Raw genomic sequence first — 12,796 nt, 5'->3', positions numbered from 1 at the left:
CGCAAAGAATTCTCTTGACCGCATTTAATTTATGCGGAACGGTATAAAAATCAAGGACGGACCGGTTTCAACCAAGGAGATGCACCATGGACCTCTATTTCTCTCCCCTCGCCTGCTCGATGGCAACCCGCATCGCGCTTTATGAAGCCGGCGCCGACGCCCGCTACCTCGAGGTCGATCCGAAATCCAAGAAAGTGCTGCAGGACAATTCGGATTTCCGCAGCGTGAATCCGCTCGGCCTCGTCCCGACCATCAGCACCGATGACGGTCTCGTCCTCACCGAGAACGCCGCTATCCTTCAGTATGTGGCCGACCGTTTCCCGAATGCCGGCATCGGCACTGATGCGGGGATCGAGCGCAGCCGGTTGCAGCAGTGGCTGTGCTTCGTCGGCACCGAATTGCACAAGGGATTGTTCGTCACCCTGCTCGACCGGAAGGCGCCGGCTGATGTCCACGCATATACGTTGGCCAAGGGGATTTCGCGGCTCGACTATCTCAACAGCTATCTGGAAGGCCGCGAATTCCTGCTCGATCATTTCAGCGTGGCCGACGCCTATCTCGGCACAGTGCTGAACTGGACCATGGCGACGCCGCCGATCGATCTCAAGAAATGGCCTGCGATCAACGATTATCTGGCTCGGTTCAAGACACGGCCAAGCGTGATGAAAGCTCTTGCCGAAGAGTTCGAACTCTATAAGGCCGAAATCGCGCGTCACAAGGCGGCGGCATAACGGACGCTATTCTTTCGTCATTGCGAGCGAAGCGAAGCAATCCATCTTCTTCGGGCCATCCCCAAAGGAAGGGCTGGATTGCTTCGTCGCTTCGCTCCTCGCAATGACGGACTATTGGGCCAGCAACCGCTGCTCTGACTCTCTGAGCGCCCGCGAAAAAACTTTCGCGTCATTAAAAGCACGCGCCAGCACCAGCGCACCCTGAATCTCCAAAACCGCATGTTCGGCCTTGCGGCGGGCCTCGGCCCTGTTGTCGCCATAGCGCCGGAGCGCTGCGGCCAGCGCATCGACCCAGCCGGCGAAATAGTCTTTCACCTTTTCGCCGAACAGATCGCGCGAGGCGCCAAGCGCGACGACGCCGACGAGACAGACCCGTTGACCCGAACGGAAATAGTCATTCGTCGCGGCGTACATGTCCGCAATGCCTTGCACAGGATCGGGTGCGGTGCGCAGCGGCGTATAGATCCTGTCGACGAACCAGCGATCGATAGCGGCCAGCACCTCATCCGCCATCTGCTCTTTTCCGCCGGGAAAGAAATTGTAGAGGCTGCCCTTGCCCAGACCCGTCGCCTCTGAAATCAGTGCGAGTGTTGCTCCTTCATAGCCGTGCGCGCGGAACACTTCGGCCAGAGCGGCCAGAATGTCGTCGCGCGGGGTATCGGTTTTCGCCATTTCAATCCTTTGGAAGCGAACTCACGTCGGAACCGGCGCCAGTCCCGGCACATCCGCAGGCCGCGCACCCGGCGCCAGCCAGTGAAACCGGCGTTCGCTGTCGTTGATCGCGACATCGTTGATGCTGGCTTCACGGCGCTTCATCAAGCCGTGTTCGTCGAATTCCCACTGCTCGTTGCCGTAGGACCGGAACCACTTCCCCGCATCGTCATGCCATTCGTACTGGAAACGGACAGCGATGAAATTGCGATCGAACGCCCACAGATCCTTGATCAGGCGGTACTCGTGTTCTTTGGCCCACTTGCGGGTGAGGAATTCGACAATCGCGGCGCGGCCCTGAAAGAATTCCGAGCGGTTACGCCAGATGCTGTCCTCGGTGTAAGCGAGCGAGACCTTCACGGGATCGCGCGAATTCCAGGCGTCTTCCGCCATGCGCGCCTTCTGCGCGGCGGTTTTCCCGGGTGAATGGCGGCAGCGGCGGACGGGACATGACGGCGGCTCCAGTTTGTACCGATGAGTACAAACTTGTACCAATCGGTACAAGCCGTCAAGTCCGACATGCTGATCAGCCGATACAAGCCGTCATTGCGAGGAGCACTTGCGACGAAGCAATCCAGTCCCTGCTTGTAATTCTGGATTGCTTCGCTTTGCTCGCAATGACGCTAGGCCGCGTCCTGATCGGCTTTCATGGCGATGCGCAGCGCCTTCGGAATCGGCCGCGCACGGCCGCCCGAGACGAACGCGACCTTGACCCGCGCTTCCACCAGCACCTCGTCGCCGCGGCGGACCTCCTGTGCCAGCGTGATCGATGCGCCCCGAATATCGGCAGGCACCGTCACGACATCGAGCACATCGTCCATGCGTGCGGGCTTGAGATATTCGATCTGCATCGAGCGGACCACGAAGGCGAAACCGGGTGCCTCGTTCTGCGCTTCCGCGAACAGCGCATGCTGGTCGGCGCCGAGCAGCCGCAGATAGTTGGTGCGGCCGCGCTCCATGAAACGCAGATAATTGGCGTGATAGACGATGCCGGTGAAATCGGTGTCTTCGTAATAGACACGCACCTGCATCACGTGCTTGCCGTCGCGGATCGATCCGTCGAGATGAATGGTCATGGTCACCGTTTTGCGCAAATTGCCCGGCCCGTGCAAGCCGCTATGCCGTGCCGGGAGCAGATCCGCCCAGCGTCACCAGCACGATTTCCGGAGGAACGCCCAGACGGAACGGCAGGATGCTGCAGCCAAGACCACCGGAAACGATCACGTCGCATTTCTCGCGGCTGTGGCCATATGCGAACTTGCCGCCGTAGCGTGTGGGCACCACCGGCGACCAGCCGAACAGCCTGACCTGACCGCCATGAGTGTGACCACTTAGTTGCAAAGCCACGCGGGCCGGAACCCGCATGGCAACGTCCGGCTCGTGAGCCAGAAGGATCACCGGCGCATCGTCTTTGACTTTCGCCAGGGTCGCCGAGAGATCGTCGACACCGATCCGGCTGACCGGCCGGAAGCGCCGCGCAGGCAGATACGCCAATTGATCCCCGAGACCCGCCAGCCAGAACGGGTGGCCGTCCTTGGTCAGGCGCTGCGCATCATTCTCGTAAACCGGGATACCGGCAGCCTCGAGTGCACGCCGCGCAACTGTGTGGCCCTCGCCCGCGCGCTGGATCGTCTTGTCGTCCCACCAGTCGTGATTGCCGAGGATCGCATGCACACCGAGCGGCGCCTTTAGGCCGCCCAACACAGCGGCCCATTCATCAGCGGGAATGAAACGCGTCACCTGACGATGCCCGGCGACATAGTCGCCCAGCAGCACGATGACATCCGCTTTGAGACGATTGGTACGATCGACGATGCCCTGGATGCGATCCAGCGACATCCACGGATCGCAGGCATGAAGGTCTGTGATGACTGCGATTTTGAGATTGAAGTCTGCCGGCCACTGCGGCGGCGCGATGTTGTAGCGCGTGACCCGCAGCCGGGCCGGCTCGACGCCGAATCCATAGGCCGTGGTCGAAGCGCCAAAAGCGCCAAGCCCGGCGATGAAACGGAGAAAATGTCGGCGAGAAATCATGAATGGTTAATTGTGATGCACCCCATCCATGCCCATGAATTGAAGCGGAATTACGGTTCCCCGTCGCTTTCGCCTCCGCCAAACAGCCCGAATTGCGCCGGATCGCGCGACGGCTCGGCGAGACCGAGGTGCCGGAAGGCATGCGACGTCAGAAGCCGCCCGCGCGGCGTGCGCTGCAGGTAGCCGCACTGGATCAGGAACGGCTCGATGATGTCCTCGATGGCGTCGCGCGGCTCGGAGAGCGCCGCCGCCATGGTCTCGACCCCGACCGGGCCGCCGCCGTAGTTCATGGCGATGGTCGTCAGGTAACGGCGGTCCATCGCATCGAGCCCGGCTTTGTCCACTTCAAGGGCGCCGAGCGCATTGTCCGCGATCTTGCGGTCGATGGCGCTCGCATCCGCGGCCGAGGCGAAATCGCGCACCCGCCGCAACAAGCGCCCCGCGATGCGCGGCGTGCCCCGCGCGCGTCGGGCGATTTCGTTGGCGCCGTCCGGCGTCATGCCGATGTTGAGCACCCGCGCACCACGGGTGACGATCTTTTCCAGTTCTTCCTCGGTGTAAAAATTCAGCCGGATCGGAATGCCGAAGCGATCGCGCAGCGGATTGGTCAGAAGCCCGGCCCGCGTGGTTGCGCCGACCAGCGTGAATTTCGCCAGATCGATTTTCACCGACCGCGCCGCCGGTCCCTCGCCGATAATGAGATCGAGCTGGAAATCCTCCATCGCCGGATAGAGCACTTCTTCCACGGCGGGACTCAGCCGATGAATCTCATCGATGAACAGGACGTCGCGCTCTTCAAGGTTGGTCAGCAGCGCTGCGAGATCGCCGGCCTTGGCGATCACAGGGCCTGAGGTGGCGCGAAAGCCGACCCCGAGTTCGCGCGCCACGATCTGCGCCAGCGTGGTTTTGCCGAGACCAGGCGGTCCGACGAACAGCACGTGGTCGAGCGCTTCGCTGCGCTTGCGCGCTGCATCGATAAACACCTGAAGATTGGCGCGGGCCTGCTGCTGGCCGACGAATTCGGACAGATTCTGCGGACGCAGCGAGGTATCGCCGATGTCGTCGGCGCGGCGCTCGGGGGTGACGATGCGGGGCGAAGTCATGGCGTATGTTTAACCCGATGCAGCGGACGGGCAAGCCACCAGCAGAAGCTGGCCGCAAGAAATGCCAGCACGCCCAGCATAGAGAACAGCGAAAGCGCCTGCGCGGGCGACTGCACGCTCGGCAGGATCAGCGCGGATGATTCGCTCGGGTGGATGAACATGCCGAACACGATGAAGCCCGCTGCGGCGATGCCTGCTGCGAGCCATGCCATCCAGATCGCATTGATGTCGGCATAGACCGCGGTCCATGCGAAGATGGTTCCGGCGGCCACCGACGGCAAAAACGATGCGAGAATGGCGACCGCCGCCAGCAGCCACGCAGCAAACGACGCCACGCTGCGCAGCGCGTCGAGGTCCGCCACCGCGAGCAGCAGTTGCAGCAGCGGCGCGCCCAAGGCGACGATCAACAGGGAAACGATCGCAGCGACCGTCAGCGGTCCGACCACCGTGAAGATCGCGACGATGCCGAAAAACCGTAAGACACGCTTGAGACCTTCGCGCCCGGCCATTGCATCCTGTGCGCCGGTCACTTCGACAATTCCTTGAGCCCGAGTCGGATAAGCTGCGCGGTCTCGGCCTTCTCGCCTGCGCTGCGTGAGGCCGCAGCAATCGCCGCCGCCGCCTGCGGTTGGCCGTAGCCGAGATTGACCAGCGCGGAGATCGCGTCGGTAACGGGACGCGGCGCACGGTTGTCGTCGAGCGCGCCGGACAGATGCACCACCGCAGGATCGACATTAGCGAAGGCCGGTGTCTTGTCTTTCAACTCAGTGACGATGCGCTCGGCGACTTTCGGGCCGACACCCGGCGTGCGCGCCACCGCCGCCTTATCGCGCAACGCAATCGCATTGGCGAGGTCGGACGGCGGCAAGGTGGACAGCACCGCGAGCGCCACTTTCGCGCCTACGCCCTGCACGGTTTGCAGCAGGCGAAACCATTCACGCTCCATGTCACTGCGAAAGCCGAACAGCTTGATCTGGTCTTCACGGACATAGGTTTCGATGGAAAGCACTGCGGCTTCGCCAGGCTGCGGCAGCGCCTGCAGCGTGCGCGCCGAGCAATGCACCTGATAGCCGACGCCCTGCACATCGAGGATTACGTAATCCTCACCGTAGGAATCGATCAGCCCTTTGAGTTTTCCGATCATAAAACGACCCTGTACGCTATAGGTCCGTCATGGCCGGGCTTGTCCCGGCCATCCACGTCTTGCAAAACTGCATCATGACCGGTGGGTTCGTCTACATTCTGACAAATCGACCAAATGGCACTCTTTACGTCGGAGTGACCAACGACCTCGTTCGTCGAATCCACGAACATCGCTCTGGATTCGTCGATGGCTTCACCAAACGTCACGAATTGAAGCTGCTGGTTTACTTCGAGCAGTTTGACGACATTCGCGACGCAATCCAGCGTGAGCACAACATCAAACATTGGCCGCGCGCATGGAAGGTGAGGAAGATTCTTGTCGAGAATCCCGACTGGGTCGACCTCTATCCAAAGATCATTGAATGAAGACGTGGATGGCCGGGACAAGCCCGGCCATGACGATTGATGTTGAGGCCCGCGCGTCCTCATCCAACGACCTTCAATTTCAGGATCGCACTCTGGCGATGATGAGCATGGGTGATCGCAATCGCCAGCGCGTCGGCCGCGTCCGGCGTTTTCGGATCGGCCTTCGGCAGCAAGACGCCGAGCATGACGCGGATCTGGTTCTTGTCGGCATGCCCCGCCCCGACCACCGTCTTCTTCACCTGATTGGGTGCGTATTCCGCGACCGAAATGCCGAACATCGCGGGCGCCAGCATGGCGACGCCCCGCGCCTGACCGAGCTTGAGGGTCGATGCCCCGTCCCTGTTGACGAACGTCTGCTCGACAGCGGCTTCCAGCGGCTTGAAGTCGCCGAGCACCCGCGCAAGCCCTTCATGGATCGCCAGCAGGCGCTCCGCCAGCGGCGCGGCCTCGCGGGATTCAACCGAACCGCAACCGACATAGATCAGCCGGTTGCCGTCAATGTCGATCACGCCCCAGCCGGTCCGGCGGAGACCGGGATCGATCCCAAGAATGCGAATCGCGCGCGATGTCATGCCGGCATTCTACTCGAATCCGGCTGAAGCGTCCGGGTCACAACAGGGTGCCGCGCAGGATCAGCAGTGCCGCGCTGAAATAAATCATCAGCCCGGTGACGTCGACGAGGGTCGCGACAAAAGGCGCGGACGCACTGGCCGGGTCGAATCCGACCCTTTGCAGGGCAAACGGAAGCATCGATCCCGCCACGGAACCGAATGTGACGACGCCGACAAGTGCTACGGCAACGGTCAGCCCCACCAGCATCCAGTGCTCGCCGTAGTCATAGATGCCAAGCTTCTGCCACATCACGACCCGCGCCATGCCGATGACGCCGAGCAATCCGCCGAGGATCAGGCCGGTCGGCAGTTCGCGCAGCATCACCCGCCACCAGTCCGCCAGCTTCACGTCACGCAACGCGAGGGACCGGATCAGCAGCGATGTCGCCTGCGAACCGGAATTGCCGCCAGAACTCATGATCAGCGGAATGAAGAGGGTCAGCACCAGGGCCTTTTCCAGCTCGCCCTCGAAATGCTGCATAACGCTCGCCGTCAGCATCTCGCTGACAAACAACACGGACAGCCACCCGCCGCGTTTGCGGATCATGCCGAGCAACCCGATCTGCATGTAGGGCTCTTCGGTCGCGGACATGCCGCCGAACTTCTGCACGTCCTCGGTATTCTCCTCGATGATGGCGTCGATGATGTCGTCCACCGTGACGATGCCGAGCAGATGCCCGGCCTTGTCGATCACCGGGACCGCCAGCAGATCGTGCCGCGTGATCAGGCGCGCAACGTCCTCGCGGTCGATCAGGGGGAATGTGGTGATGGGCTCGCGGGTCGGAGCAAGGGTCAGGATATTCGCCGACGGTTCACCCGAGATCAACCTACGCAGGGTGACTGCGCCGACGAGACGGCGGGTGAAAGGATCGAGCAGATAGATCGCATAGACGGTCTCGCGGGTCCGCTCGACCTTGCGAATATGCTGAAGCGTCTGTTCGACGGTCCAGTTACTGGGCACGCTGACGAACTCGGTCGTCATCATCGCGCCGGCGGTGTTCTCCGGATAGGCCAGCAGGCCGACAATCGCTCCGCGGGATACGGCATCGAGCCCGGCCAGAAGCTCCGTCTTCGCGGGCTCGTCGAGCTGCTGCACGATGTCCGCCGCCATGTCGGCGGACATCCCTGCGAGCAAAGGTGCCGCGACATGACGAGGCAGCGCCTCGATGATCTCCGCGCCGAAATCGAGTTCCGGCTTGTCGAGAATCTCGATCGCGAACTCACGCGGCAGCAGCCGCATAACGTCCGCGGCGTCCGGCGGCGGGAGTGTGTTGAGAATTTCGACAGTGTCGGCGGCGTGCTCGCCGATCAGGCTCGCGGCCAGAACAGCCGCATTGAAAGCGCCTTCATGCGCTGCATGGGTATCAGTCATAGCTCACCTTCAGGTTCTGCCGGCAACGGCAGGGTCGGTGAGCTGACAGGTGCTCTAGACCACTGGGACCATTGTCGGCGAAATACGTGGACTGTCGCTTGGCATAGTTGATTGGTTTCCAGTGATGGGCATCGAACGCGAGCGGACGCGCCCCCGCGGCTGACATGATCCTTCAGCAGGGCGACGTCAAGAAAAAATCTTCAGGGATGGGGTCTGTTCGGCCTTACGCACTCATCTTGGCCGCGAGGGCGTCCGACACCTCGAAATTCGCATAGACGTTCTGGACGTCATCATGCTCGTTCAGGAGATCGAGCAGCTTGAACAGCTTCTCGCCGGTCTCATCGTCGACCGTAATGGTGTTCTGCGGCTTCCACACCAGCGCTGCCTTGCGCGCTTCGCCGAACTTCGCTTCCAGCGCCTTGGCCACTTCGCGGAACGTCTCCGGCGAAGCGAAGACTTCATGGCCGTCTTCGCTCGACGCCACATCGTCGGCGCCGGCCTCGATCGCGGCTTCCAGCATGGCGTCATCGGACCCGACCTTGGCGTCGTATTCGATCACGCCGACGCGGTCGAACATGAAGGATACCGAGCCGGTTTCGCCGAGATTGCCGCCAGACTTGGTGAAGTAGGACCGGATGTCCGACGCAGCGCGATTGCGGTTGTCGGTCAGCGCCTCGACGATCACCGCGACGCCGCCGGGACCGTAGCCCTCGTAACGGATCTCATCGTAGTTTTCGCCCTCGTTGCCGAGCGCCTTCTTGATGGCGCGCTCGATGTTGTCCTTGGGCACATTTTCAGCACGGGCCGCCGTGATCGCCAGCCGCAGGCGGGGGTTCATCGCCGGGTCCGGAGTTCCCAGCTTCGCCGCCACCGTGATTTCACGCGCGAGCTTGCCGAACATCTTGGACCGCATGGCGTCCTGCTTGCCCTTGCGGTGCATGATGTTCTTGAATTGGGAATGACCGGCCATCGGAAATCTCTCGGGTGTTCAGCGACGCGTTGCATGATTCCCGGGCATTGTTAACGCAACCGCCCGGCGGGGCGGCGTTATATTCCGGGAACGGTCAAATTTAAAGGCAGAACGCCCGATTTTCGGTACGGCGATACGCCCGGCCGGCCATGACAGCGGCAAAAGTTAACCATGACTTCATGCCGGGGTGCGATAATGCCTACCTATTGCACATATTTTAGAGCCCCCTTATGGCGTTCGGTCTTTTTCGGAAGCGGCTGCCAGAACAGGTCAAGCCGGATACGTCCCTCGACGCGCCGGTGACGGCGCCTGAGCCCGTTGCGGCCGCCGATCACGACTCGGCCCGCGAGATTCTCGAACTGCTGGAACTTGAACTGGTGGCGATGATCCGCCAGCTCGAGCGTGCGGCGAACTCGGTGGCCAGCGGGGCGCAATCCACCGCGACCACCCTGTACGCCATCCGTCATCGCGCCGACGCCCTGACCGACCGCACCAGCGACGCGCAGGCCACAGCAGAGACGTTTTCGCAGGCGGCGGAAAAATTCACCCAATCGGCCCACGGCATCGGCACTCAGGTGCGCAACGCCAGCAAGCTCGCGGATGAGGCCAGCGCCGCGGCGCGCGAAGCCAGCCTCAATGTCGACCGTCTGCGCGAGTCCTCAGCGGCCATCGGCAACGTCGTCAACCTGATCGCGACCATCGCCAAGCAGACCACGCTGCTCGCGCTGAATTCCACCATCGAAGCGGCGCGCGCCGGTTCTGCAGGCCGCGGGTTCGCGGTCGTCGCGTCCGAGGTCAAAGCGCTCGCGGTCCAGACCCAGAACGCAACCGAGGAAATCAAGGCCAAGATCGACGCCCTGCAGCAGGACGCCGCAACGTCGTTCGACGCGGTGCATCGGATCTCCGCCGCCATCGACGCCATCAAGCCGGTGTTCGCGCACGTCAACGGCGCGGTGGCCGAGCAAAACGAAACCACCGGCGAGATCACGCAAAACGCAGCCTCTGCTTCGCAGTTCATCGCTTCGGTCGGCACCAGCAGCGCCGAGATCGACAACGCCGCCAAGGAAGCCGAAGCCCACGGCGAGAGCGTCGCGCAGGCCGGCAAGGCCGTGACGATGTTTGCCGAGAAGCTGAAAACGCGCTGCGCGGTTCTGCTGCGCCAGAACGAAAACGAGGAACGCAAGGCCGAGCGCATGCCGTGCCGCCTTCAGATCGAGATCGGCACCCAGCCCTCCCCGATCAAGGCCGAGGTATTCGAGATTTCCATCGACGGCCTCCTGATCGGCGGCGCGGGCGCCGGGTCCATTCCATCACATCAGGTGCTGAAAGCGACACTGGGAGATATCGGTGTGTGCAGCATCCGCGTGACCGGACAAACCGCCGGCGGCGCGCTGGCCGAATTCGTATCACCCGACGCTGCGCTCAAGGACAGGATCGAAGACAAGGTCTGGAGCATTCACGACGAGAACACCGAGTTCGTGACGCGGGCCATGGAAGCCGGCGATACGATCACGAAGATCTTCGAGAACGCCGTCGCCAAGGGTGACATCACCCTCGATGATCTGTTCGACGAAGATTACGTGAAAATCGAGGGCTCCGATCCGGTGCAGTATCGCACGCGGTTTCTCAACTGGGCCGACCGGGCGCTGCCGGAATTTCAGGAAAGCTTCCTCGCGAAGGACTCACGTCTCGCGTTTTCCGTGGCGATCGACCGCAACGGCTACCTGCCAGTCCACAACAAGCTGTATTCGCATCCGCAACGTGCCGGCGACATCGCCTGGAACACCGCGAACTCGCGCAACCGCCGCATTTTCAACGATCCCGCAGGGCTCGCCGCGGGCCGCAATATCCGCTCCTATCTGATCCAGAGCTATGCCCGCGACATGGGCAACGGCAAAACGATCATGATGCGCGAGATCGACGTGCCGATCCGCGTCAGGGGCCGTCATTGGGGCGGGTTCAGAACGGCGTATAAGATCTGAGCTGATCCTGAGCAAAAGTTCTTGCAACGTCATTGCGAGGAGCGTTTGAAGCAATCCAGCTTTCGTATTCCAAGAATGGATTGCTTCGCGGAGCCTGTCATCGGGCCGGCGAAGCCGGACCCGTTGGCTCGCAATGACGAGGTTTACCAGAAATCCGGCACGGCCCGTTCCAGCAGCGGACCGATCCGCACAGCGGCCACACGCGTTGCAAGGCCGGTCGTGTCATCGGTCTCGACCGCGATGCCGCTCAAGGTCGCGACACCCTCCGCAGGTTCGAAACGTCCCGCCGGATAGCCGCGCTGAAAGCGCCCAAGCGGCTCATCGCGCTGCATCCCGATGATGGATTCATAATCTCCCGTCATGCCCGCGTCGGTCATGTAGGCCGTGCCGGAGGGAAGAATACGATGATCCGAAGTCGGCACATGGGTGTGCGTACCGACCACGAGACTGGCGCGGCCGTCGCAGAAATAGCCGATCGCCTGTTTTTCGCTCGACGCTTCGCCGTGAAAATCAACAACAACCGCATCGGCGACCTCGCGCAGCGGACATGCATTCAGTTCGCGGTCGATGATGGCGAAAGGATCGTCGAACGGCTGCATGAAGACGCGCCCGATGCCGTTGATGACCAATGCGCGCTTGCCGTTCCGGGTATCGATCAGCGCAGCGCCGCGGCCCGGCGTGCCGGGCGGAAAATTCGCCGGACGGATCAGGCGGGGCGCGCGTTCGATGAAGACCAGCGCCTCGCGCTGATCCCACGAATGATTGCCGAGCGTGATCGCGTCCGCGCCGGCTTCCAGCAATTCATGATAAATTGCTTCGGTGATGCCGAAACCGCCGGCGGCATTCTCGCCGTTCACAACGACCAGATCGAGTATCCAGTCGCGGATCAGACCCGGAAGCGTTTCGTTGACGGCCACGCGGCCGCTGCGTCCCACCACATCGCCAACAAACAGAATGCGCACTTACAACCCCCGCAGATCGATCAGTTCGCGTTCCGTTAGCACACAATCGAGCTGTTCGTCGTGCGGAAGTCGCGGCACAGTTTCGATTTCCTGCACCGCGAACGCGACGCCAATGACGGTGATTTTCTTGATGGTACGCAGGTCCTGCAGGGTGCGGTCGTAATAGCCGCGGCCATAGCCGATGCGGTGACCGGCGCGATCGAAGGCCGCGAGCGGCACCAACACGATGTCCGGATCGACCTCATCCGCGTCAGACGATGGCTGGAAAATCCCGAAAGGCCCGCGCACGAGCCCCTCGTCGGGCTGCCACGCACGAAAGATCAGAGCCTCATTTCGCGCGATGATAACCGGCAGCGCCAGCGTGGCGCCTTTGTCCGCAAGCGCTCGCATCAATGGATACGGATCGAGTTCGTTGTTGATTGGCGAGTAGCCCGCGACGATGACACCGGGCGGCAGTTCGACCGGCAGGGACGCCGCTGCGATGACCCTCGCAGCATCGGCGCGCGCTTCGACGCTCAACGCGTCCCGCTGCGCCAGCGCGCCGCGCCGGAAATCGTCTTTCAGATTGTCGAGAAATTTATTTCCATCCACCGCGGAGAGTCCTTGTCACCTCTCCTGCGCGAAAGGGGCGGAGGCGAAAAGAAAGTGCGAAGCCACGATGGCCGTTGAAGCACTCGATCCCGGAGCACCTACGAAAGTAGGTGGGCACCATGTGACCGGATCCACGGATCCGGCCAGGGACAGTTCCCTGAAGGATCGATAAGGCCCCGGGGATATTATGGCTTCTGACGCGCGACGCAGCCTCGCCTGA

General features: G+C 62.1%; 14 protein-coding genes, 1 other RNA gene and 1 pseudogene. 3 read left to right on the top strand and 13 right to left on the bottom strand.

What is annotated here, in order from left to right; genetic code table 11:
• The first annotated feature begins 86 nt into the window (after positions 1-86).
• Positions 87-731, top strand: a complete 645-nt coding sequence (locus YH63_RS09880; protein ID WP_046827755.1) for a glutathione S-transferase N-terminal domain-containing protein — start codon at positions 87-89, stop codon at positions 729-731.
• Positions 732-842: 111 nt separating this feature from the next.
• Here the strand turns inward: YH63_RS09880 and YH63_RS09875 are convergent, their stop codons facing one another.
• From YH63_RS09875 to ruvA, 7 genes and pseudogenes are all read right to left on the bottom strand, one after another.
• Positions 843-1,403, bottom strand: coding sequence for a TetR/AcrR family transcriptional regulator (locus YH63_RS09875; RefSeq protein ID WP_046827756.1), 561 nt, complete (start codon positions 1,401-1,403; stop codon positions 843-845).
• A 21-nt stretch (positions 1,404-1,424) separates the two neighbouring features.
• Positions 1,425-1,893 (bottom strand): annotated as a pseudogene (locus tag YH63_RS09870) (DUF1348 family protein).
• Between the two features lie 172 nt (positions 1,894-2,065).
• Positions 2,066-2,518, bottom strand: coding sequence for a tol-pal system-associated acyl-CoA thioesterase (gene ybgC / locus YH63_RS09865; protein ID WP_046827757.1), 453 nt, complete (start codon positions 2,516-2,518; stop codon positions 2,066-2,068).
• A gap of 40 nt (positions 2,519-2,558) precedes the next feature.
• Entirely contained in the window at positions 2,559-3,476 is a 918-nt protein-coding gene (locus tag YH63_RS09860; RefSeq protein ID WP_046827758.1) for a metallophosphoesterase, read from the bottom strand.
• A 50-nt stretch (positions 3,477-3,526) separates the two neighbouring features.
• Positions 3,527-4,579, bottom strand: a complete 1,053-nt coding sequence (gene ruvB, locus YH63_RS09855; RefSeq protein ID WP_046827759.1) for a Holliday junction branch migration DNA helicase RuvB — start codon at positions 4,577-4,579, stop codon at positions 3,527-3,529.
• Positions 4,576-5,109 (bottom strand): hypothetical protein, encoded by a 534-nt coding sequence (locus YH63_RS09850; RefSeq protein WP_046827760.1) that lies wholly within the window; start codon positions 5,107-5,109, stop codon positions 4,576-4,578. Before YH63_RS09850 ends, ruvB begins: the two co-directional genes overlap by 4 nt.
• The gene (gene ruvA / locus YH63_RS09845; protein ID WP_019195447.1) at positions 5,106-5,723 is read right to left on the bottom strand and encodes a Holliday junction branch migration protein RuvA; all 618 of its coding nucleotides are present in this window, start codon (positions 5,721-5,723) and stop codon (positions 5,106-5,108) included. Before ruvA ends, YH63_RS09850 begins: the two co-directional genes overlap by 4 nt.
• A 29-nt stretch (positions 5,724-5,752) precedes the next feature.
• On the opposite strand from ruvA, the gene YH63_RS09840 reads away from it, so the two are divergent.
• Positions 5,753-6,088, top strand: a complete 336-nt coding sequence (locus YH63_RS09840) for a GIY-YIG nuclease family protein (RefSeq protein ID WP_046827761.1) — start codon at positions 5,753-5,755, stop codon at positions 6,086-6,088.
• A gap of 59 nt (positions 6,089-6,147) precedes the next feature.
• On the opposite strand, the gene ruvC is transcribed toward YH63_RS09840, so the two are convergent.
• The 3 genes from ruvC to YH63_RS09825 all read right to left on the bottom strand — a co-directional run bounded on the left by ruvC (position 6,148) and on the right by YH63_RS09825 (position 9,041).
• Positions 6,148-6,660, bottom strand: a complete 513-nt coding sequence (ruvC, locus tag YH63_RS09835; protein WP_046827762.1) for a crossover junction endodeoxyribonuclease RuvC — start codon at positions 6,658-6,660, stop codon at positions 6,148-6,150.
• A gap of 37 nt (positions 6,661-6,697) precedes the next feature.
• Positions 6,698-8,071: a magnesium transporter gene (mgtE, locus tag YH63_RS09830; RefSeq protein ID WP_046827763.1), complete on the bottom strand. Its 1,374-nt coding sequence runs from the start codon at positions 8,069-8,071 to the stop codon at positions 6,698-6,700.
• Positions 8,072-8,294: 223 nt separating this feature from the next.
• A complete protein-coding gene (locus YH63_RS09825; RefSeq protein WP_046827764.1) occupies positions 8,295-9,041 on the bottom strand; it encodes a YebC/PmpR family DNA-binding transcriptional regulator in 747 nt (248 codons plus the stop codon).
• Positions 9,042-9,271: 230 nt separating this feature from the next.
• Here YH63_RS09825 and YH63_RS09820 point away from each other — a divergent pair, with 230 nt between their 5' ends.
• Complete coding sequence (locus tag YH63_RS09820) at positions 9,272-11,023, top strand: methyl-accepting chemotaxis protein (protein WP_046827765.1); 1,752 nt, start codon at positions 9,272-9,274, stop codon at positions 11,021-11,023.
• A gap of 143 nt (positions 11,024-11,166) precedes the next feature.
• Here YH63_RS09820 and YH63_RS09815 read toward each other — a convergent pair whose 3' ends face one another.
• The 3 genes from YH63_RS09815 to ssrS form a co-directional block, all read right to left on the bottom strand.
• A complete protein-coding gene (locus YH63_RS09815; RefSeq protein ID WP_046827766.1) occupies positions 11,167-11,985 on the bottom strand; it encodes a TIGR00282 family metallophosphoesterase in 819 nt (272 codons plus the stop codon).
• The gene (locus tag YH63_RS09810; protein ID WP_046827767.1) at positions 11,986-12,576 is read right to left on the bottom strand and encodes a 5-formyltetrahydrofolate cyclo-ligase; all 591 of its coding nucleotides are present in this window, start codon (positions 12,574-12,576) and stop codon (positions 11,986-11,988) included.
• A 55-nt stretch (positions 12,577-12,631) separates the two neighbouring features.
• Positions 12,632-12,792, bottom strand: a non-coding RNA gene (ssrS, locus tag YH63_RS09805) — 6S RNA.
• Between the last annotated feature and the right edge of the window lie 4 nt (positions 12,793-12,796).

This window comes from Afipia massiliensis, assembly GCF_001006325.2.
Taxonomy (GTDB): Bacteria; Pseudomonadota; Alphaproteobacteria; order Rhizobiales; family Xanthobacteraceae; genus Afipia; species Afipia massiliensis_A.
The sequence above is the reverse complement of the archived record's forward strand: the minus strand, read 5'-3'. Positions and strand labels throughout refer to the sequence as shown.

Bases quoted from the DNA above. Each gene is read 5' to 3' on its own strand.
- YH63_RS09840 (WP_046827761.1), top strand. From the start codon at position 5,753: ATGGCCGGGCTTGTCCCGGCCATCCACGTCTTGCAAAACTGCATCATG.
- YH63_RS09825 (WP_046827764.1), bottom strand. From the start codon at position 9,041: ATGGCCGGTCATTCCCAATTCAAGAACATCATGCACCGCAAGGGCAAG.
- YH63_RS09880 (WP_046827755.1), top strand. From the start codon at position 87: ATGGACCTCTATTTCTCTCCCCTCGCCTGCTCGATGGCAACCCGCATC.
- mgtE (WP_046827763.1), bottom strand. From the start codon at position 8,071: ATGACTGATACCCATGCAGCGCATGAAGGCGCTTTCAATGCGGCTGTT.
- YH63_RS09875 (WP_046827756.1), bottom strand. From the start codon at position 1,403: ATGGCGAAAACCGATACCCCGCGCGACGACATTCTGGCCGCTCTGGCC.
- ruvB (WP_046827759.1), bottom strand. From the start codon at position 4,579: ATGACTTCGCCCCGCATCGTCACCCCCGAGCGCCGCGCCGACGACATC.
- ruvC (WP_046827762.1), bottom strand. From the start codon at position 6,660: ATGACATCGCGCGCGATTCGCATTCTTGGGATCGATCCCGGTCTCCGC.
- ruvA (WP_019195447.1), bottom strand. From the start codon at position 5,723: ATGATCGGAAAACTCAAAGGGCTGATCGATTCCTACGGTGAGGATTAC.
- YH63_RS09820 (WP_046827765.1), top strand. From the start codon at position 9,272: ATGGCGTTCGGTCTTTTTCGGAAGCGGCTGCCAGAACAGGTCAAGCCG.
- ybgC (WP_046827757.1), bottom strand. From the start codon at position 2,518: ATGACCATTCATCTCGACGGATCGATCCGCGACGGCAAGCACGTGATG.
- YH63_RS09860 (WP_046827758.1), bottom strand. From the start codon at position 3,476: ATGATTTCTCGCCGACATTTTCTCCGTTTCATCGCCGGGCTTGGCGCT.